This window comes from Halocynthiibacter namhaensis (assembly GCF_000812685.1).
In the GTDB taxonomy this organism is placed as follows: Bacteria; Pseudomonadota; Alphaproteobacteria; order Rhodobacterales; family Rhodobacteraceae; genus Halocynthiibacter; species Halocynthiibacter namhaensis.
The window spans coordinates 216,664-236,625 of record NZ_JWIF01000056.1 but is presented as its reverse complement, the minus strand read 5'-3'; the positions used below and the strand labels follow the sequence as shown (position 1 = coordinate 236,625).

Here is a 19,962-nt window from a genome sequence, read left to right as displayed (position 1 = left end):
GATAGAATTGGTTAACAAAACCTTGCCGACACGGGCGTGATCACAGCGGATTTGAAAGGTTTATAGGTCCAGATTTGCCCATTCACAGCAGAGGCCCATCCCATGACCAATTCGCCCATTCTATCTATGCCCTATATCGCGCCATCCCAGGCGCAAAAACACGTAACCCACAACGAAGCCCTACGCCTGTTGGATGTGCTGGTTGAACTGTCTGTCGACAGCCGCACCACGGCCACACCGCCCACGACACCAGTGGAAGGGCAGCGGTTTATTGTTGCCGCTGGGGCGACGGGCGATTGGTCTGGTCACGAAAATCAGATCGCCCTGCGCGAAAACGGCGCTTGGGTGTTCATCCCGCCACAGATCGGTTGGATTGCCATGATCACCAGCGTGATGGAGCTCGCAACCTATGACGGCAGCGATTGGATTCCAGTCAAACCAAACCTAACCGCAAGTGACTTGAACAACCTCGCGGGCATCGGCATCAACACAACGTCCGATGCAACCAATAAGCTTGCCGTGTCATCTGACGCGACACTTCTGACCCACGCGGGCAGCAGCCATCAGGTGAAGGTCAATAAAAACAGTGCGGGTGACACCGCCAGCCTGTTGTTCCAAAGCGCCTGGACCGGCCACGCGGAAATGGGCCTAAGCGGCGACACGAATTTCGCCTTAAAAGTCAGCGATGGCAGTGCCTGGTTCACAGCCCTCCAGACCGATGGCACCACGGGGCGCGTCAGCTTTCCATCAGGTGGTGTGCGCCCGGTGCAAGCTGGCCCGACAACCTGGTATGTGGATCCCAGCAATGGCAACGACGGCAACAGCGGGTTGTTCAGCGGCACGGGCGCCTTTGCCACACTGCAACGCGCCGTGGACGAGGTTCTTTCGATCGACGCAGGCGGTCATGCCATCACGATCCAACTTGCGGATGGTTCACACGCGGTGACCACGCCGGTGGTGATTGATCAACCCTTGGTCGGTGGAGGGGAAATTCTGATCACGGGCAATACCGCGAACCCAACCTTGGTTGCCCTAAACAGTACGGCGGGCGCATTGGATGTCATCGGGGCTGTTGTTGCGATCTCTGGTATCGAGATCAGCACATCCGCCCCCGCCGAGGCCTGCATCACCGGTGCAGAAAACGCCCAGATCACCCTATCCGATATTCAGTTCGGCACAGGCGGCACCGCCCATATCAGCCTGCAGAATGCTGAATGTGCGATCGTCGGCGATATTGAAATCACAAGTGATGCAGATCGCCATATCGCCCTAGATCACAAATCCGTCTTTCGAATGGATGGGCAAACGATCACCCTGACCGGCACCCCAGATTTCGCAACCGCCTTTGTCGAGGCAACCAATGGATCAAGTGCCAGCTTTGATGGCAACAGCTTTGTGGGATCGGCCACCGGTCCACGGTATGAAGCCGCGGTTTTGTCCTCAATCAACACCTATGGTGCGGGCACGTCGCATTTGCCCGGGGGCAGCGCAGGCAGTACCAGCGATGGTGGGGTCTACCTGTAAACGAAAAAAGACCCCGGTTTGATCAGGTTGAACCGGGGCCTTTTTATCAAATATCAAAAGTCGCAAAGACGGGCGCGTGATCCGATGGCTTTTCCCATCCGCGCGCATCGCGGTACACGCGGCTGCTGTGGGCTGTGTTCTTGATATCTTCCGACGCCCAAATATGATCCAAGCGACGCCCCTTATCCGCAGCATCCCAATCCTTCGCACGATAGGACCACCAACTGTATAGCTTGCCATCGGGAATGTCTGCGCGGGTCACGTCATGCCAGCCACCGCTTTCACGGGTTTCCTCAAACAAGGCGACCTCAACCGGGGTGTGACTGACCACTTTCAAAAGCTTTTTGTGATCCCAAACATCATCTTCCCTGGGCGCGATGTTCAAATCACCAACAAGAATTGATTTCTCTGGCCTATTGGCGATGAAATAATCGCGCATCTCGGCGAAATAATCCATTTTTTGGCCGAATTTCTCATTCACTTCGCGATCCGCGACATCCCCACCGGCGGGCGCATAGACGTTGTGAATGGTGACACCGTTTTCCAAGCGCCCCGCGATATGACGCGCATGTCCAAGACTTGCAAAATCCTGGCAGGCGGCTTCGACCATCGGAATTTTGGATAGGATCGCAACACCGTTGTAACCCTTCTGGCCGCTGGCAACCATATGTTCATAGCCCAGCGCACGGAAACCCTCAGTTGGGATCTTATCCACGGGGCTTTTGCATTCCTGAAGGCACAAGACATCAGGGGCCTGTTCTTCCAATAGCTTCAGAACAATCGGCTCTCGCAGACGCACTGAGTTGATATTCCATGTCGCAAGAGTGAAAGCCATTGAAGTATCCTTTGGAAGGCGAAGAAGAACAAACCATGTATATTCCGCGAGGATCACTTTGCCAATGCTTTGATCCTGTGCAAAGCTCGACATATGGAATTATTGCGCACGAACCGGAACTATCGCCTGCTGTTCTCAGCCTCTTCAATCAGCAACCTTGGTGATGGTATCGCGGCTATGGCTTTGCCTTGGCTGGCAACGCTGCTGTCGCGTGATCCCTTTGCGATTGCGATGGTTGCCATGGCCATGCGCATGCCTTGGTTTCTGTTTTCCTTGCCAATTGGGGTGCTGACGGATCGCCTGGATCGCCGCTTATTGATGGTGCAAGCCGATGTGTTTCGCGTGATCCTAACTCTGGGCATTATTGCCGTGATTTTTTCAGGCCCAGCCCTGCCGCAAACAACAGGCGGGAACAACCTGATCTGGGTTTTAGCGTTGATCGCGTTCCTGATGGGCACCGCTGAGGTGTTTCGTGACAACGCCGCGCAAACCATGCTGCCTTCGATTGTGCCCAAAAGCACGCTTGAAACAGCCAATGGCCAAATGTGGAGTGCCGAACAAATTATGGGGTCATTTGTTGGCCCTCCGCTGGCGGGGATCTTGATCGCACTTTGGGTCCCACTGCCCTTCAGCGCCAACTTGCTTGCGTTTGCTCTGTCCGCTTGGGCGCTGTGGTGCATTCGGATCACTAAATTCGCCCCACCAAAGCGACGCCAGTTTCTAAAAGAACTGTCAGAAGGCATGCATTGGATGTGGCAGCACAAAATCATTTTGCGCTTTGCATTGATGCTTGGGCTGCTCAATGCGCTTGGCACTATGACGATGACCGTCTTTGTGTTGTTCTCACAAGAGATCCTAGGCCTTGGTGCCTTCATGCATGGGGTATTGATGACGGCAGGGGCACTTGGCGGCGTGGCTGGCGGATTGCTTTGCCCTAAGATCATTGCACGCCTAGGGCAACGAAACAGCGTGCTGACTGCGCTCGCGCTGTTCCCATTGCCCGCCTTTGCGATTTTCCTCACATCCAACCTATGGATCGTCGCAATCGCGCTGTTTATCGAAATGTTTGCCGCAATTTTATGGAACATCGTAACGGTTTCTTATCGCCAGCGGTTTATCCCTGATAACTTATTAGGCAGGGTGAATTCCATCTACCGTTTCTTCGGGTGGGGAATGATGCCTATTGGCGCATTTGCAGCGGGGTATATTATTTACCTAGCGGAACCCGTAATAGAACGGGAATTGTCTTTACGCCTGCCGTGGGTTATTGCGGCAATCGGTAATGTAATACTGTTTGTATATGGTTCAGTTCGCCTCAGGTTTTAAGGCACCGGAATTCTTCCGGCGGAAACTGCGTTCATCGTTGGGCCACGCGACGAACGCTTATCAGGAACTCACAAACACTGGCCCGTACTCGTACAACGATGCTTGCAGCAGACATCGAAAAGGGGGGTACACTTAGTAACAAAAACAATCACAACCACACCTGATGTAACTTTACTGCCATGACAAACCCAATAAAAAAGGTGATTGCCGCGAAGTGCATTTATTTGTCACGAACGGTACACGGCTGCGAGCAGACCTGGCCGCAGCAACGCAATTTCTATTGGGAAAGGCGACAATTGGCTGTGTGATCGGCTTTTCGATTTTCCTGACATCATTCAAAAACCTGAAATTTGATGCCGAGGCCACCCTGATTTTTCGATTTTCCTACTGGCTTATGTGCGCATCGCTTTGCGTTCTTCTGTGGTGGATCATCATGGCATGCCTATCGGCGACCTTTTGGCGCAAATGGCCAGATCGGGCCGTGCCAAGTGTGCTCATTTCAACCGTCGTCTCATTCTGCATTGTCTGGATCGCCATCAGCATACTCATTCTATTCGATGTCGTTCCCAATTATTCGGTTATCAGCTATATCGAATTTGTTCGAAGTTGGATATTTGTTGTTGGTTTCGAATTCTGTCTCGTGGTTTTCGCTTGGCCCGTCTATCAACATAGATTGAACCCCGCCGCCCCAACCATTACGCCGACAGATACTCCTCGCCCTGCAAGCGCCCCGCCCATGCCAGAACTTCGGTCAACCGACCATTATCTGGTGCAAATCGGCGACTTGGTGGTGGATACTCGAATGCTACAGACCATCCAGGCCCAGGAACATTATGTCGAAATCACCTGTATCAATAGAACCGACATGACGCGCCTTAGCATCAGTAAAGCCGCCGCGGTCCTGGATGAAGTCGATGGGATGCTCGTTCATCGGTCGTGGTGGGTCGCACGTCGCGCAGCCAAGCATTGAAGCGTGAAGATGGAAAATTGGTGTTGGAACTCAATTCCGGAGAAACCATTCCCGTCTCGCGCGGGCGTGCTTCCGCAGTGCGCACCTGGACCAAGACCATTCCCTTGGATAAAAGCGCATTGCAAAAAAAAGACCCGGCCTAAACCGGGTCAGTCCAACAGGGAGAACGGTGCCATACCCCCGGCACCACGGGATGGGGTTAGCTGACCAAACGATAGCCACCTGATTCAGTCACCAACAGGCGCGCATTTGAGGGATCCGGTTCGATCTTTTGGCGCAGGCGATAAATATGTGTTTCCAGCGTATGCGTGGTGACACCCGCGTTATAACCCCAAACTTCATGCAACAGAACATCGCGGGCAACCACGCCATCGGTGGACCGATACAGAAACTTAAGAATATTTGTTTCCTTCTCTGTCAGGCGAATTTTGCGGTCATCTTCGGTGATCAGCATCTTGGTCGCGGGTTTGAACGTATATGGACCAAGCTGGAATACCGCATCTTCGGACTGTTCGTGTTGACGCAGCTGTGCACGCACACGCGCCAACAGAACAGGGAATTTAAACGGCTTCGTCACATAATCATTTGCACCGGCATCAAGCCCCAGAATGGTATCCGCATCTGAATCATGTCCTGTCAGCATCAAGATTGGGCATTTCACGCCTTGCTTGCGCATCAAACGACAAAGTTCACGACCATCTGTGTCAGGCAAGCCAACGTCCAAAATCACCAGATCATAGATCGCCTCGCGGGCCTTTTCCATCGCGCCAGCACCGTCAGCGGCTTCAAACACGTCGAAGTCTTCGGTCATCACAAGTTGTTCTGACAGCGCCTCGCGCAGATCTTCATCATCATCAACAAGCAGGATTTTTTTAAGGGTGCTCATTATTGTTTCCTTGTGACTATATGTGTGCGTTTGCTTGACCTTCATTTGAGTATGCCACAGAAGTTTCTCAAGTGCCTGGCACTTTTTCTCACGCGCTCGTGTCTGTAACCCGCGATATGTTTCAATTTCCCTGGTAAATTCATATAAATTCATTATGTCTCAACTGAACCTGTAACAATCCGCGGCCAATCCCCATGAGCTCTCTCTTTCCGACCATCGCAGAACGACTCGCGCGGGCGCGCTCTGATCTGCGCATGGGCATGGGTGTGGTTCTGTCGCAAGACGGCGCAGGTATTCTCGCCATCAGTGCCGAAGCCGTCAGCACCGATCGCCTCACAGAGATGCGCAATCAGGGTGACGTCACCCTGACCCTGACATCGCGTCGCGCTGAAACCCTAAAGATCCGCGCCTATGATGGTGATATTGCACGTTTGGCCCTGCCCCGCGACGCCGGAGTCGCTTGGGTGCGCGCCATGGCCGATCCCGCAGACGATCTACTGCACCCGATGAAAGGCCCGTGGCAGGAACTGCGTGGCGGCGATTGCAGCCACGCCAAAACCGCCATTCAGCTGGCCAAAACCGCTCAAATTCTGCCCGCCATACTATATATATACCTGGAAAACTCTGACACCTTTGCGCGCGACCATGATTTGACCGTCATTAACGCCCACGACAGCACGCATTTGATGCAGAACGCCCATGCGCTGACCCAGGTCGTGCATGCTCGCCTGCCGATGACGGTATCCGAAGCTGGGCGCCTGCATGTGTTCCGCACCAATGACGGATCCAGCGAACATTACGCCGTTGAAATTGGAAGCCCAGATCGTGATCAGCCCGCCTTAACCCGCCTGCATTCTGCATGTTTCACTGGTGATGTCATCGGATCACTAAAATGCGATTGTGGACCGCAGCTAAACGCGGCCCTAGCCGCAATGGGGCAAAACGGCGCTGGTATACTGCTTTACCTAAACCAAGAAGGGCGCGGCATCGGGCTTGCAAATAAAATGCGCGCCTATTCCTTGCAAGATCAAGGGTTTGACACAGTTGAGGCCAACCACCGCCTTGGCTTTGAAGATGACGAACGCGATTTTCGCACGGGCGCTGAAATCCTGAAAAAGCTTGGTTTCAAATCCGTCAGATTGATGACGAACAACCCCGCCAAAGTCGCAAAAATGCAGGATATGGGCATCGAAGTTGTCGAACGCGTTGGCTTGAAAGTCGGAGAAACCGATCAAAATCGGACCTATCTTGCGACCAAAGCCAAGAAATCAGGGCACCTCTTGTGACGCCCCAAGATCTTGTTCTAACCCCCCGTGGCATTCGGTTTTTGGGTCGTTTGTTTCCCTGCTCAATCGGTAAGGGCGGGATCAAGCAAGACAAATGCGAAGGTGATGGCGCGACCCCTAGCGGATCACACGCCATTACTGGCGGGTTCTATCGCCCGGACCGCATCGCACGCCCCAATTCAGCACTGCCCATAACCCCCCTTCGCCTGAATGATCTCTGGTCGGATGACGTGAAAGACCCGAATTACAACCATCTCGTGAACGCGGCGCAATATGTTTTCAGCCATGAAACGCTACGCCGGGCCGATCCATTATACGATTTGGTGCTGACCACATCGTGGAATTGGCCTAATGCGAGCCCTGGCAAGGGCTCAGCGATTTTCATCCATCAATGGCGCCGCCCCGGGTTTGGCACCGAAGGCTGCATCGCCTTCAAACGGACTGATCTGCGTTGGATTGTCGAACATCTTCGCCCGGGCGCGCGTTTAATCGTGGCCCATCAGCCGTAATCACGCGCCCCAAAAATCGCAGACCCAACCCGCACATGGGTGGCACCCTGCGCAACGGCACGTTCAAAATCACCGCTCATGCCCATGGACAGGCCTTCAACACCGTTGCGCGCTGCAATTTTGCGCAGCAACGCAAAGTGAAGCGATGCTTCCTCGTCTGCCGGGGGAATGCACATCAGCCCAACAACAGGCAGATCCAATGCACGCGCGTCTTTGATAAACGCATCAGCATCACGTGGCATGACACCCGCCTTTTGATCTTCCTCGCCGGTGTTCACTTGAATGAACAGATCTGGGCAATGCCCAATTTCCTGCGCCAAACGCGCCAACGTATTTGCAAGTTTTGGGCGATCAACGGAATGGATGGCGTCAAACAATTCCATCGCTTGCCGGGTTTTGTTAGTTTGCAGGGGGCCAAGCAGGTGAACTTTCACATCAGAAAACTGTTCCCGAAATCCGGGCCATTTTCCTGCGGCTTCCTGCACCTTGTTTTCACCAAACAGACGGTGACCTTCACGCAAAACAGCCTCAACCCGCCCGTTGGGCTGCACTTTAGAAACCGCAATTAGTTGGGTGCTTCCAACAGGCCGCCCAACGCGGGTTTCTTCTTTTTCGATTTTTGTGGTGATTTCAGAAAGTGACATAGCAGGCCCCATAATATTTGGCCCAGTCAAACAATACTTTTACACAAAAGAAAAGGGCGGGAATAAATCCCGCCCTTCCTTATAAGAAATGTTCTTCTAAATTAGAAGGACATCGCCAGGCCAAGAGACCAAGACTCTTCGCTTGTAATTGTCGCACGACTACGGTCTGAACCGTAACCGAATTGTACAGAAGCGCCACCCAGATCATAGTTTACGGCAACACCGAAACCATCACGATCGTGTGCAGCATAAACACCAGAATATTCACCGTAGTTTGCAGAAACAGTCAGGGCACCAGATGTGTAGCCAAGGCCAAGACCGACGTGCTTGTCCATTGCCAGACCAGAAACAGCAGCACTATCCAGATCAGTGTAGTTCAGGATTGCGCGCAGGCCGTTTGCGAAAGTGGTGTCAACAGACAGACCAACGATGCCATTTGTGCCGTTATCTTGGTAACCAAGACCAAGACCAAGGTCCAAACCGCCGAGAGCAACGTCGTATTTCAGACCAAGACCGAATGTGTTGTCGATAGTAGCAGAGCCTGTACCATCAATTTGAGCAGAAACTGCTACGCCGAAATCACCAAAGGTGTTGTCGTAACGCAGAACGTTGCCGTTTGGCGCGCCGTCAAGTACGGAGTTGCCGTTGTAACCAGCGTGCTCAGTGTGGTCATCAGCGATAGAAGAACCGATTGCAGTTTCTTGCATTGCCCAATCAAGCGCACCGTCGGTGTCGCCCATTGTTACTGTGCCGAAAGAGCCGGAAATAAATACAGCAGCTTTTGTAGCTTGGTTCGCAGTAGCAGGAGCAACACCAGGAGCAGACTGAGTAGCAGTAGCTTCGTCTAGATCGATAGTTGCGCCAAATGTCAGGCCGCCATCTGTTTCACCGGAAAGTGTGAAGCGTACGTCAACACCAGTGTGGAACTGTGTTGTTGGGTATGCGTCGCCACCGATCAGGCCCATTTCAGCCCAACCAGAAAGAGATACTTCAGCAGACGCTACGCCAGCTGTTGCTACAAGTGCGGTAGTCGCGAGAAGAATTTTGTTCATTTTGTTATCCCTCATGGAATTCAAAGGTGCATCCCAATTCAGGGGAATCTGAACCGGGTATGAGGGTGTTTCTCTGTTTTTCCCGCCTCAATCAAGAAAAGCCCGCATCTGATTTCGAAAGTCATTGGGCCTGGTGCAGGTTTGCCACAGTCCATTTTCGCGCCCAACGGCAGCTCTCCGCGCAAAAAAATCAGATCGCACTATATAACAAGTGAAAAACCTTGCTCGGTTTCTTCCACACCTATAACAGAGAAAGCGCAGGATAATTCAGGACAGACGATATGACACTTAGAAAATCCATTGGAAAACTGGCGATCACCCTTGCCGTGATGTCTCTCGTTGCTTGCGGCGGCAACAAATCAGCCCGGACCGACCAATACAGTGGCACGAATCGCAGTCAGACCCCCGCAATTGAACAGCTAAAACAAGAACAAGCCGGCAATGGTCGTGAAACGATCTGGGATATCTTCAACAGTGGTGATGATTCTAACGTCACGCTTGAGGTCAACAAATACATCTGGCGCGCCAGCCTTGAAACGTTGAACTTCCTACCAATTCAAACCGCTGATCCGTTTTCTGGTGTGATCTCTACTGGTTACGGCACCCCACCCGGCGGTAATCGCAGCTATCGCGCGACTGTTTATATCACGGACCCCGCCCTTGATGCGCGTTCCTTGAACCTTTCGCTACAAACCCGCGGTGGCCGCGCAGTTGATGCCGACACCCGTCGTGCCGTTGAAGATGCGATTCTCACGCGAGCCCGCCAGTTGCGTATTGCCGAAGGCAAACTGTAATACATCTATAACGTCCGCTCTGGACCACAGCCCAATCACCGATTATGAAAACGCCGGGCCCATCGCTCGGCGTTTTCACGTAAAGGACCAGACCATATGTCTCGCTACACCGCATCCGATCTTGAACCAAAATGGCAAGAGGCCTGGGAAAAGGCCGGGGTCTTCACCGCCAAACGTGATGAAACGCGTGAGAAATACTATGTGCTGGAAATGTTCCCTTACCCATCCGGCAAGCTGCACATGGGGCACGTGCGCAACTATACTATGGGCGACGTAATCGCGCGGTATAAGATGTCATGTGGGCTCTCTGTTCTACACCCAATGGGGTTTGATGCCTTTGGTATGCCTGCGGAAAATGCGGCAATGGCGATTGGCGGCCACCCCAAAACCTGGACTTACGAGAACATCGACACCATGGTCGAGCAGATGAAGCCCCTTGGCCTGTCGCTTGATTGGTCGCGGATGTTTGCCACTTGCGATGTTGAATATTACGGCCAACAACAGTCTTTGTTTCTCGATTTTCTCGACAAAGGCCTCGTCTATCGCAAAAACGCAGTGGTGAACTGGGATCCGGTCGATATGACCGTTCTGGCGAATGAACAGGTTGAAAACGGTTGTGGTTGGCGTTCCGGTGCCCCTGTTGAACGCCGTGAGCTGACGCAATGGTTCTTCAAGATCTCGGATCATTCCGATGAATTGCTGACCGCTTTGGATGATCTGGAAAACTGGCCTGCCAAAGTGCGCCTGATGCAGGAAAACTGGATCGGCAAGTCGCGCGGGCTGCAATTTGATTTTGAACGCGTGGACGGTGAAGACCCGATCACCGTCTATACAACCCGCCCTGACACGCTAAATGGCGCAAGCTTTGTTGGCATCTCGCCCGATCACCCGATTGCAAAACAGCTTGAGGCCGAAAACGCTGAACTGGCTGAATTCCTTGTGGAATGTCGCAAAGGCGGCACCACAGAAGAAGCAATCGAAACCGCGCCGAAGCTGGGCTATGACACGGGCATCAAAGCGAAACATCCGCTGACTGGCGCTGAATTGCCCGTTTGGATCGCGAATTTCATTTTGATGGATTACGGCACAGGTGCGATCTTTGCCTGCCCCGCCCATGATCAACGTGACCTTGATTTCTGCCGCAAATACGACCTGCCAGTGATCGACACCTTCTTTGCGCTCGACAATCCAACCCCGGTTGAGAACGAAGCATTCGTTCCAATGAAATCCGAAAAGGTGAAATGGATTAACCATTTTGCGGGCCTTGATGAGGCAACCGGCGAAGAGGCCATCAACGTAACCATTGATCTGGCCGAAAAAGACGGCTGGGGCGAAGGCGTGACCAAGTTCCGTCTGCGCGATTGGGGTCTGTCACGCCAACGCTATTGGGGTTGCCCGATTCCCGTGGTGCATTGCGATGCTTGTGGCGTGGTTCCTGAGAAAAAGGAAAACCTGCCGATTGAGCTGCCGTTTGATGAAGATGGCAAAGATATTGATTTCTCGATCCCCGGCAATCCGCTGGATCGTCACCCAAGCTGGCGCAATTGTGCCTGCCCATCTTGTGGTGCAGATGCGCTGCGTGAAACTGATACGATGGATACTTTCGTTGATTCCAGCTGGTATTACGCCCGCTTCACCGCGCCAAATGCCACCACCCCCACCGGTATGGCCGAGGCCGAATATTGGATGAACGTCGATCAATACATCGGCGGCATTGAACACGCGATTCTGCATTTGCTGTATTCGCGTTTCTTTGCGCGTGCGATGCAGATCTGTGGTCACCTGCCAGACAAAGCGATTGAACCGTTTGATGCGTTGTTCACCCAAGGCATGGTCACCCATGAAATCTACGAGAACACGACACGCAAAACTCCCGAGGGGCGCACGCTGTATCACTATCCCGAAGAGATCGAAAAGCGCGACGGCAAGACTTATGTCAAAGGCACCGACGAAGAACTGAAGGTCACACCTTCCGCGAAAATGTCGAAATCCAAGAACAACGTGGTCGATCCAATCGAAATCATCAATTCTTACGGCGCCGACACAGCCCGTTGGTTTGTTCTGTCTGATTCCCCCCCCGAACGGGATGTGGAATGGACGGCCTCTGGTGCAGAAGCTGCCGCGAAACACCTGAACCGTGTCTGGAACATCTGTGATCGTATCGGCGAAATGGACAAGGACGCCAAAGGCACGGGTGACGAAGATCTTCTGCGCGAAACGCATAAGGCCATCCGTGATGTGACCTTGGGTGTCGAAAGCTTTGGCTTTAACGCAGCAATCGCAAAGCTTTACGGTTTTACCAATGTGATTCACAAAACCAAAGCCAGCTTTAATGCACAGCGCGAAGCGATCATGACCCTTGCGCAGTTGATGGCCCCTATGACGCCCCATATCGCGGAAGACATCTGGGCCCATCAGGGTGGTGAAGGTCTGGTGATCAATGCCCCTTGGCCGATTGCAGACGAGGCAATGTTGGTTGAAGCCAGCGTCACGATGCCAATCCAAATCAACGGCAAGCGTCGCGGCGAAATCACAGTTCCTGCGGATCTGAGCAAAGAAGAGATTGAAAAAATCGCGCTCGCGCAGGATGCTGTCGTAAAGGCGCTTGATGGCAATGCGCCAAAGAAACTGATCGTAGTTCCGGGACGCATTATCAATGTGGTTGTTTAAACGCCTTTCTCTTATCCTAACAGTCGCAACCCTCACTGGTTGCGGCTTTAGCCCCGCCCTTGCACCCGGTGCCAGCGGGGCGGCCTTGCCGTCTCGAATCGAGGTCATGGCCCCCAACGACCGGGACAGTTTTGATCTTACGCGCCGCCTGGAAGAACGTTTGGGCCAGCCAACAAATACACTATGGGAGCTGTCTTACACGCTCACAACATCCCAAGAATCTGTGGGGATCACACCCGAACAAGTGACAACACGTCACAACATTCACGGCCAAGTGAACTATGTTTTGACTGATCTTGCGTCGGGTACATCCGTTCTTGAAGGCAAAATCGAAAACTTCACCAGCTATGCTGCAACCGGAAACACGGTTTCGACGCTGTCATCACAGCGTGACGCACATCAACGACTGATGTTCATCATGGCAGATCAAGTTTACGCACGACTGCTGCTGGCCAGCGACCAGATCGCCCAATGAAACTAGCTGGCCGCGAAGCAAACCGCTATTTCGCAAAGCCTGACCCGGCGAAAACCGGGCTTTTGATCTATGGGCAAGATGCGATGCGCGTTGCCTTAAAGCGCCAGCAACTTATCGCAGCACTTGTCGGTCCAAAGGGCGAAGAAGAAATGCGCCTAACGCGGATCAATGGTGCGGAATTGCGTAAAGATCCTGCACAGCTTACCGACGCTATGAAAGCCCAAGGCTTTTTCCCCGGTCCACGCGTGGTTTTTGTCGAAGAAGCCACCGAATTTGCATTTCCCGCCCTGCAAACGGCGCTAGATGATTGGCAGATGGGGGATGCACAAGTCATCGTCACCGCCAAGGCGTTGAAGGCCACATCAAAGATGCGCAAACTGTTTGAAGGGCATCGCAATGCCTTTGCGGTTGGCATTTACGATGACCCACCCGGTCGCGAAGAGATCGAAGAGATGCTGCAAAAGGCAAATCTGTCCAATATCCCAAATGACGCGATGGGCGCCATTGAAAGCCTATCGCGCAGCCTTGACCCCGGTGATTTTGCCCAGGTGATCGAAAAGCTGGGCCTCTACAAAAGAAACGACAATTCCCCTGTAACAGAGACTGATATCGAAGCCGTCGCACCCACTTCAACAGAAGCCGCCCTTGATGATATGCTCAATATCGTGGCCGAGGCCCGCACCGCAGACATCGGCCCCTTGATGGCACGCCTCAAAAGCCAAGGCGTACTGCCTGTCACGCTTTGCATCGGCACTATGCGCCATTTCCGCACCTTGCACGCCGCGGCCTCTGACCCCGGCGGGCCGTCACAAGGCATTGCCCGGCTGCGCCCGCCTGTCTTCGGCCCGCGTCGCGATCGTATGACCAAACAGGCCAACACATGGGGATTGCGCCGTTTGGAACAAGCCCTTCAAATGCTGACCGAGACCGACCTTCAACTCAGGTCAACATCCAACGCCCCCGCCAACGCCGCGATGGAGCGCACCCTTATTCGCCTTTCAATGCTTGCCCGCCGATAGGAAAAAACATGTATGAAGTCATTGGCGCGATCCGCTCGCGCACCCGCCGTGTTCTTTGGATGCTCGAGGAAATCGGCGCCGCCTATACGCGAAACGCAGCCTCCGCGCGCTCGGATGAGGTCCGCGCCATCAATCCCACCGGCAAAATCCCTGCATTGATCGTTGAAGGAACGGTTCTAACTGATTCCACCGCGATTGTTCAGTTCCTCGCTGATCGTCACGCGAAATTCACATTTGAAACAGGCACCCTTGAACGGGCGCAACAAGATGGGTTCACCCAAAGGATCTTGGACGAGTTTGATTCCATACTTTGGATGGCAGGTCGTCATGATCATTACTTGCCAGAAGACGAACGCATCCCAGAAGTGCGCAACACCGTTGCAAAAGAACTGGCGCGCAACATGGCTGCCCTCGCCCCTGACCTTGATGGAAAAGATTTCCTTATGGGCGGTGTGATGACTGTGCCAGACCTCATCCTTGCCCATTGTCTCGATTGGGCAAAAAGCGCGGGTTTTGAAATTTCAGAACCTATCCTGCAGGATTATGCCAAACGGTTGCGATCACGTGACGCCTATCGGCGCACCCTCGCAATGAGAGACTAATCATGAGGTTAGTCTCTATTATTCGCCCAGTTGGCCGCCGCGCGCCCTGCGCGGTGACCCGTCGCGAGACATCCACTGATAAGATAGCCACCTGTTGGTGCTTCCCAATCCAGCATCTCGCCAGCACAAAAAACGCCCGGCCTAGATTGTAGCATCAAATCTGCATCCAATGCATCAAAGCTTAGCCCCCCGGCGACGGAAATCGCCTCATCCATAGGTCGAGGGCCATTATGAGGCATCGGCATATTCTTAATGGCTTGTGCCGTGAAATCTGATCCGACCTCGCGTAACAGCCCGATTTTCACAGGCGACAAACCGGCCTTTCGCAAGTGATTGGTGAGACTGTTCTTACCACGCGGCTTGCTCAGCCGTGCGGTCAGGGCCGCCACGTTTAGGTCTGGCATCAAGTCCAGCATCAAAGGGTGATTTTCGCGCATCTGCCTCGACACAGCATAAATGCCACTGCCCTCAACACCGCGCGCCGAAATCACAAACTCGCCCTTGATTTCATGCCCACCACAGCGCAGCACCACGGGCTTTACAGGTGCACCAAAGTGCCGTTGCATATGCGGTGACCAATCACAAACGAACCCCATGTTGGCAGGCTTGAATGGAACACAGGGGGCCTCAACGAAATCGATCCAAGCACCATCTGCCCCCAAACGCGCCCAGCTGGCCCCGCCACAGGCAAGAACGACAACATCCGGCGTCAGAACATCCTTTCCGGTCGCACTGACAATCGAAACGCCGCTTCCCTCAAACCCAATCCACCGGGTGCCGGTCCGCAAAACAACGCCAAGCCCATCCAAACGCCCCATCCAAGCACGCAACAAAGGCGATGCTTTCATTGCTGTTGGAAACACGCGCCCTGATGATCCTGTGAAAACCTCTTGGCCAAGATCCTGCGCCCATTGCTTGACCTTTTCAGGGCCAAAGTCAGCCAGAATATCGCGCAGCTCTTTAGGTGCATCAGGAAAAGCCGCAATAAAACCTGCCAGGGGCTCATCCTTGGTCAGGTTCAAGCCACTTTTGCCCGCCATCAAAAACTTGCGCGCGGGGCTGGTTTTGGCCTCAAGGATCGTGACGCTTACACCGGCACGCGCCAGTTCTTCCGCCGCCATTAGGCCAGCAGGTCCGGCCCCAATGACAAGTGCCGTTTTCATTCAGATGCCACAGGTAGACTGCCTTTGATCTCAACAACACGGTGCGGATATGGGATCTCGACGCCCGCGTCTTTCAGGGCATTCCAAACGATAAACATGACATCAGATGTGAATTTATTGTCCCCATCATCAAACCCGTTCACCCAGAATTCCACGGCGAAATCAACGCCACTGTCGCCAAACCCACGCAGTTCGCAATCCGGCGGATAAGGTGCATCCAACACAGCTTTGTGCTTCGCTACAGCCGGTTCAATGATGTCAGGGATCTTATTGATATCCGTGTCATAGCTGACTGAAAACGCGACTTCATATCGGTTGGAAGACCCTTGATCCGAAAAGTTCACAACCCGGGTGGTGATGAAATCCTCATTCGGAACGACGATCCAACGGCCATCAAATGTCTCAAGAAAAATCGCACGCGCCGTCATTTTCACGATGGTACCAGATTCGCCACCATCCAGTTCGACGAAATCCCCCACCGTTGCCTGACCTTCCAGCAGCAAGATCACACCTGAAATAAAGTTCGACGCAATTTTTTGCAGACCAAAACCAAGACCCACACCAATCGCACCACCAAGAACCGCGAGGGTCGACAGGTTGATACCCATAATGTTCAGCAGCAGCAGGAACGCGAGGCCAAAGATGAAGATCTCGGATGCTTTGACAGCCAGTTGGCGCGTGGCCGGGCGCAGTTCTTGCTGTTTCTGAATATAGGTCGTGCTTTGATCATTTGACCAACGCCCAAGCCAAAACAAAATCGCGCCAGCAACGATACCGCGCACCAAGGACATCACCGAAAAACTAATATTGCCGAATTGAACAACAGTGTTGGTAAGATAATCGGTTGCCAAGCCCAAAAGCCCAACCGTGTGCAACGCCATCACTGGGATCAGAACGTATTTCCCCAGCAATTTCAGGAAAGAATCCTGGATAATGTCATTCACCAAGGCGCGCACAGCTAGGAACAGGAACGCGCGTTTGCCAAAGGCGATAACAGCGCCCGATCCGAACAGGGATCGCGTCACACCTTCGCCCAAACCAATCAACGCATAGGCCAACAGGGGCAGCAATAAGGGAAGATACAACAAAGCGTATCGGCGTAGGCGCGCGACAATATGCACTTGTTCCTCTGGCGGAGAGACCAAGCGCGTGATGGTCGGCGTTAGCTTGCGCGCGCCGTACCAAGCAAGGCCAAAGGCCACCACAAGCAAAGCAAATTGTGACCAGGCGGCCGGGGACAGTAACCAATCACTGGCAAGGTCCCACGCCCAAAATGCATAGTTCGTGACCGTTGTGGCAAAATCAGTTTCGGCTTCAATCGTCTCGACACTCATATTACTCTCCGGTCCGGTCACTTTAATTGACGGCCTGCATATAGAAATTGACCAGAATCTCAAGCGATACTCGGCGTCAACGGGTTGGTCGTACCATATCTTTAATCGCCGCCACATGTGCAGGATCAGCCGCGATCGGCGCTTGCGCCAATAACAAAGCCTCAGACATCAAGTCCTCAGGTGCAACAACCTTATCGACCAAGCCAAACGCAAAAGCGTCTTGCGCGGTCACTTTCTGCCCTGCCATCAAGATCAACTTTGCCCGCGCAGGGCCGACAAGATCATGCAAGCGCTTTGGATCAGAGGGTTGCGGCAGAAAGCCCAGTTTCATCACCGGATAGAAAAACTTTGCCCCAGGCACCGCGATACGCAAATCACAAGCCAACGCCATGCCCATCGCGCCGCCTGCCAAGGTTCCGTTCAACGCGGCAATGGTCAGGCACGGTGCATGGGCCACGGCAGTTGAAAGGCGTTCCCAGAGGGGAGATACTGCCAAGCCTGCGCGTGCTTCATCCAAATCCGCCCCCGCAGAGAAAACCTTGCCGTCGCCGGTCAAAATAACTGCATTTACACCTGCGTTAGACACTGTTTCGAAAACCTCACACAGATCTTCCAGCATCACAGATGTCAGAGAATTCGCCTTCTCTGGACGGTTGATCTTTACCGTCCAGAGCGCATCATTTTTCTCAACCTCAATCACACGGAGATACCCGCACGCGTGCGAACATCTTCATCAGCATGGTGAACTTCTTGGCCAAGGTAATCATCCGCGTCGCTGCCACACATCCACAACAGAATACGCGCAGGAACATCCACCGGATGGTGATCTTCCCAATCCAGCTGGCTAACCGCGTTGATGCCTGATGATTTGATTTCCTTTTGCATCTGTGTCGCCACGGTCCCCGGCGAAAATCCCATGATCCGCACGCCTTTGCCGCCACTTTCCAGATGCGCAGCACTGGTCAACATCGCAGTCCCCGCTTTGGAGGTGCAATAGGCGCTCCACCCCTCAAGGGCATTATGTGCGGCACCAGAACTGATCGTGATCACGGTGCCTGATCCACGGGCTTCCATACGCGGAATCGCCGCGCGCATCCCGTAATAGACACCTTTTGTGTTCACATCGATCGCCTGCCCCCAGGCCTGTGGATCAGATGTGTTCATCATCCCAATCGGGTCAATCATGCCGGCATTATTGATCAGGATATCCACCGGACCAAAGTGACGTTCGGCTTCGGCCATCGCTTTTGCCACATCGGCCCAAGACGCGACATCACCGGAAATCGCCAGGGCATTCTCACCAATATCACGCGCAATCGCATCGATTTTCGCAGTAGATCGCGCAAACAGCACCACGCGCGCGCCTTCATGTGCCAGCAAACGCGCCGTGGCTTCGCCGATCCCCTGGCTGGCCCCGGTTACAAAAACGGTTTTTCCTGAAACTTCCGACATCCCATGTCTCCCTTTATTTTGGAAGAATGGTACTGCCCTGATAGTCACAACAAAAGCACGAACATGGGCTAAGCCACATTAATTACGTGCGGTTCTGCTTCATGTTAGCCCAACGCAAGACGATTACAGGCGGGTTCTACAGACCGGCTTCGCGTTCAATCTGCTTGCGGCTTTTACGGGCACGTTCCGTCGCACTTTTCAACTGACCACAGGCCGCCATGATGTCTTCGCCACGCGGTTTACGCACGGGGGATGCATATCCCGCCTGATAAATGATCTCGGAAAACGCCCGAATACGGTTGTTTGAAGACCGCTCATAAGGGGAACCAGGCCATTCATTGAAGGGAATCAGGTTCACTTTCGCGGGGATACCTTTGATCAGTTCGACCAAACGATGCGCATCCTCGTCACTGTCGTTCACGCCCTTCAACATCACATACTCAAAGGTGATGCGTTCAGAGTTCGACGCTTTGGGATAGCTGTTCAAAGCCTCAAGCAGCTTTTCCAACGGCCAACGTTTGTTGATCGGCACAAGCACATCGCGGACGGCATCTGTGGTGGCGTGAAACGAAATCGCCAACAAACAGCCGATTTCCTGGGCCGTGCGCGCCATTTCCGGTACCACACCAGAGGTCGACAGCGTGATACGGCGACGCGACAGCGAGATCCCTTCAGGGTCCATCGCAATCTTCATCGCATCGCGCACATTTTCAAAGTTATACAGCGGTTCGCCCATGCCCATCAGAACAATATTGGACAGTTTGCGCTTGGTCTCATCATTGGGATTACGGCCAGGTTCAGGCCACTCATCGAGATCATCACGCGCCACCATCACCTGACCGATGATCTCGCCTGCGGTTAGGTTACGTACCAATTTTTGCGTGCCCGTATGGCAGAAGGTACAGGTCAAAGTGCAGCCAACTTGCGACGAAATACACAAAGTACCGCGATCCGTTTCCGGGATGTAAACAATCTCGACCTCATGGCCGCCATTGATGCGCACAAGATATTTACGTGTGCCATCTTGCGAAACCTGGCGTGTGATCACCTCCGGCACGCGAACTTCAAATTTTTCAGCCAACATCGCGCGAAATGGTTTCGCCAAGTTGGTCATATCATCGAACGACCGCACACCCTTTTGATAAATCCACTGCCAAATCTGCCCCGTGCGCATCTTCGCCTGCTTTTCAGGTGTGCCGGCTTCGATAAGTGCGTCGCGCATCGCATCACGTGTCAGCCCAACCAAATTGATCAAGGCAGAAGGCGCTTCCTTGCGCGGCAGCGTCAACATATCAGGCGTAACGGCCTTGGTCGATGTGGGCACAGCAGGTGTGGTTGCAGATTTTGGGTCAGACATTTCGGGCTCCGCTGAAACAGAGCTGCGTCATAACGTAAAAAAGGGGCAATGGAAAGTTGCCCCC

At 53.4% G+C, this 19,962-nt stretch carries 19 protein-coding genes; 10 read left to right on the top strand and 9 right to left on the bottom strand.

From position 1 onward, the window contains the following. Positions 1 to 102: 102 nt before the first annotated feature. Entirely contained in the window at positions 103 to 1,524 is a 1,422-nt protein-coding gene (locus RJ38_RS09125) for a DUF2793 domain-containing protein (RefSeq protein WP_039018535.1), read from the top strand. Positions 1,525 to 1,570: 46 nt separating this feature from the next. Here the strand turns inward: RJ38_RS09125 and xth are convergent, their stop codons facing one another. Next, positions 1,571 to 2,359, bottom strand: coding sequence for an exodeoxyribonuclease III (gene xth / locus RJ38_RS09120; protein ID WP_039018874.1), 789 nt, complete (start codon positions 2,357 to 2,359; stop codon positions 1,571 to 1,573). A gap of 93 nt (positions 2,360 to 2,452) precedes the next feature. Between xth and RJ38_RS09115 the strand changes: the two genes are divergently transcribed. Then, on the top strand, positions 2,453 to 3,685 hold the full coding sequence (locus RJ38_RS09115; protein WP_039018534.1) for an MFS transporter: 1,233 nt from the start codon (positions 2,453 to 2,455) through the stop codon (positions 3,683 to 3,685). A 214-nt stretch (positions 3,686 to 3,899) separates the two neighbouring features. After that, a complete protein-coding gene (locus tag RJ38_RS09110) occupies positions 3,900 to 4,655 on the top strand; it encodes a LytTR family DNA-binding domain-containing protein (RefSeq protein WP_039018533.1) in 756 nt (251 codons plus the stop codon). 199 nt (positions 4,656 to 4,854) lie between these two features. Here RJ38_RS09110 and RJ38_RS09105 read toward each other — a convergent pair whose 3' ends face one another. Beyond that, positions 4,855 to 5,541 carry a response regulator transcription factor gene (locus tag RJ38_RS09105; RefSeq protein WP_039018532.1) on the bottom strand — a complete coding sequence of 229 codons (687 nt, stop codon included), beginning with the start codon at positions 5,539 to 5,541 and terminating at the stop codon, positions 4,855 to 4,857. 194 nt (positions 5,542 to 5,735) lie between these two features. Between RJ38_RS09105 and ribA the strand changes: the two genes are divergently transcribed. Both ribA and RJ38_RS09095 read left to right on the top strand, forming a co-directional pair. Further along, positions 5,736 to 6,827: a GTP cyclohydrolase II gene (gene ribA, locus RJ38_RS09100; protein WP_039018531.1), complete on the top strand. Its 1,092-nt coding sequence runs from the start codon at positions 5,736 to 5,738 to the stop codon at positions 6,825 to 6,827. Next, positions 6,824 to 7,336: a L,D-transpeptidase family protein gene (locus RJ38_RS09095; protein WP_039018530.1), complete on the top strand. Its 513-nt coding sequence runs from the start codon at positions 6,824 to 6,826 to the stop codon at positions 7,334 to 7,336. The genes ribA and RJ38_RS09095 overlap by 4 nt, the downstream gene beginning before the upstream one ends. On the opposite strand, the gene RJ38_RS09090 is transcribed toward RJ38_RS09095, so the two are convergent. Both RJ38_RS09090 and RJ38_RS09085 read right to left on the bottom strand, forming a co-directional pair. Then, positions 7,327 to 7,980: a YggS family pyridoxal phosphate-dependent enzyme gene (locus RJ38_RS09090; RefSeq protein ID WP_039018529.1), complete on the bottom strand. Its 654-nt coding sequence runs from the start codon at positions 7,978 to 7,980 to the stop codon at positions 7,327 to 7,329. The genes RJ38_RS09095 and RJ38_RS09090 overlap by 10 nt on opposite strands. Positions 7,981 to 8,081: 101 nt before the next feature. After that, positions 8,082 to 9,032, bottom strand: coding sequence for a porin (locus RJ38_RS09085; protein ID WP_039018528.1), 951 nt, complete (start codon positions 9,030 to 9,032; stop codon positions 8,082 to 8,084). A 281-nt stretch (positions 9,033 to 9,313) separates the two neighbouring features. On the opposite strand from RJ38_RS09085, the gene RJ38_RS09080 reads away from it, so the two are divergent. The 5 genes from RJ38_RS09080 (at position 9,314) to RJ38_RS09060 (ending at position 14,592) form a co-directional block, all read left to right on the top strand. Then, positions 9,314 to 9,826 (top strand): DUF3576 domain-containing protein, encoded by a 513-nt coding sequence (locus RJ38_RS09080; protein ID WP_039018527.1) that lies wholly within the window; start codon positions 9,314 to 9,316, stop codon positions 9,824 to 9,826. A gap of 96 nt (positions 9,827 to 9,922) precedes the next feature. Then, positions 9,923 to 12,496: a leucine--tRNA ligase gene (leuS, locus tag RJ38_RS09075; RefSeq protein WP_039018526.1), complete on the top strand. Its 2,574-nt coding sequence runs from the start codon at positions 9,923 to 9,925 to the stop codon at positions 12,494 to 12,496. Continuing rightward, positions 12,483 to 12,971 (top strand): LPS assembly lipoprotein LptE, encoded by a 489-nt coding sequence (gene lptE / locus RJ38_RS09070; protein WP_039018525.1) that lies wholly within the window; start codon positions 12,483 to 12,485, stop codon positions 12,969 to 12,971. The genes leuS and lptE overlap by 14 nt, the downstream gene beginning before the upstream one ends. Further along, positions 12,968 to 13,990: a DNA polymerase III subunit delta gene (gene holA, locus RJ38_RS09065; protein WP_039018524.1), complete on the top strand. Its 1,023-nt coding sequence runs from the start codon at positions 12,968 to 12,970 to the stop codon at positions 13,988 to 13,990. Before lptE ends, holA begins: the two co-directional genes overlap by 4 nt. An 8-nt stretch (positions 13,991 to 13,998) precedes the next feature. After that, positions 13,999 to 14,592 (top strand): glutathione S-transferase family protein, encoded by a 594-nt coding sequence (locus RJ38_RS09060; protein WP_039018523.1) that lies wholly within the window; start codon positions 13,999 to 14,001, stop codon positions 14,590 to 14,592. 8 nt (positions 14,593 to 14,600) lie between these two features. Here the strand turns inward: RJ38_RS09060 and RJ38_RS09055 are convergent, their stop codons facing one another. The 5 genes from RJ38_RS09055 to rlmN all read right to left on the bottom strand — a co-directional run bounded on the left by RJ38_RS09055 (position 14,601) and on the right by rlmN (position 19,832). Then, on the bottom strand, positions 14,601 to 15,755 hold the full coding sequence (locus RJ38_RS09055) for a TIGR03862 family flavoprotein (protein WP_039018522.1): 1,155 nt from the start codon (positions 15,753 to 15,755) through the stop codon (positions 14,601 to 14,603). Then, entirely contained in the window at positions 15,752 to 17,089 is a 1,338-nt protein-coding gene (locus RJ38_RS09050; protein ID WP_052245304.1) for a mechanosensitive ion channel family protein, read from the bottom strand. Before RJ38_RS09050 ends, RJ38_RS09055 begins: the two co-directional genes overlap by 4 nt. Positions 17,090 to 17,165: 76 nt before the next feature. After that, positions 17,166 to 17,789 carry an enoyl-CoA hydratase/isomerase family protein gene (locus RJ38_RS09045; RefSeq protein WP_039018521.1) on the bottom strand — a complete coding sequence of 208 codons (624 nt, stop codon included), beginning with the start codon at positions 17,787 to 17,789 and terminating at the stop codon, positions 17,166 to 17,168. Further along, positions 17,786 to 18,541, bottom strand: coding sequence for an SDR family oxidoreductase (locus RJ38_RS09040; protein WP_039018520.1), 756 nt, complete (start codon positions 18,539 to 18,541; stop codon positions 17,786 to 17,788). Before RJ38_RS09040 ends, RJ38_RS09045 begins: the two co-directional genes overlap by 4 nt. Positions 18,542 to 18,677: 136 nt before the next feature. Beyond that, positions 18,678 to 19,832, bottom strand: coding sequence for a dual-specificity RNA methyltransferase RlmN (rlmN, locus tag RJ38_RS09035; RefSeq protein WP_039018872.1), 1,155 nt, complete (start codon positions 19,830 to 19,832; stop codon positions 18,678 to 18,680). Positions 19,833 to 19,962 lie beyond the last annotated feature (130 nt).

Coding starts and splice junctions, on each gene's coding strand:
- RJ38_RS09125 (WP_039018535.1), top strand. CDS start 103: ATGACCAATTCGCCCATTCTATCTATGCCCTATATCGCGCCATCCCAG.
- xth (WP_039018874.1), bottom strand. CDS start 2,359: ATGGCTTTCACTCTTGCGACATGGAATATCAACTCAGTGCGTCTGCGA.
- RJ38_RS09115 (WP_039018534.1), top strand. CDS start 2,453: ATGGAATTATTGCGCACGAACCGGAACTATCGCCTGCTGTTCTCAGCC.
- RJ38_RS09105 (WP_039018532.1), bottom strand. CDS start 5,541: ATGAGCACCCTTAAAAAAATCCTGCTTGTTGATGATGATGAAGATCTG.
- ribA (WP_039018531.1), top strand. CDS start 5,736: ATGAGCTCTCTCTTTCCGACCATCGCAGAACGACTCGCGCGGGCGCGC.
- RJ38_RS09090 (WP_039018529.1), bottom strand. CDS start 7,980: ATGTCACTTTCTGAAATCACCACAAAAATCGAAAAAGAAGAAACCCGC.
- RJ38_RS09085 (WP_039018528.1), bottom strand. CDS start 9,032: ATGAACAAAATTCTTCTCGCGACTACCGCACTTGTAGCAACAGCTGGC.
- RJ38_RS09080 (WP_039018527.1), top strand. CDS start 9,314: ATGACACTTAGAAAATCCATTGGAAAACTGGCGATCACCCTTGCCGTG.
- leuS (WP_039018526.1), top strand. CDS start 9,923: ATGTCTCGCTACACCGCATCCGATCTTGAACCAAAATGGCAAGAGGCC.
- lptE (WP_039018525.1), top strand. CDS start 12,483: ATGTGGTTGTTTAAACGCCTTTCTCTTATCCTAACAGTCGCAACCCTC.
- holA (WP_039018524.1), top strand. CDS start 12,968: ATGAAACTAGCTGGCCGCGAAGCAAACCGCTATTTCGCAAAGCCTGAC.
- RJ38_RS09060 (WP_039018523.1), top strand. CDS start 13,999: ATGTATGAAGTCATTGGCGCGATCCGCTCGCGCACCCGCCGTGTTCTT.
- RJ38_RS09055 (WP_039018522.1), bottom strand. CDS start 15,755: ATGAAAACGGCACTTGTCATTGGGGCCGGACCTGCTGGCCTAATGGCG.
- RJ38_RS09050 (WP_052245304.1), bottom strand. CDS start 17,089: ATGAGTGTCGAGACGATTGAAGCCGAAACTGATTTTGCCACAACGGTC.
- RJ38_RS09040 (WP_039018520.1), bottom strand. CDS start 18,541: ATGTCGGAAGTTTCAGGAAAAACCGTTTTTGTAACCGGGGCCAGCCAG.
- rlmN (WP_039018872.1), bottom strand. CDS start 19,832: ATGTTGACGCTGCCGCGCAAGGAAGCGCCTTCTGCCTTGATCAATTTG.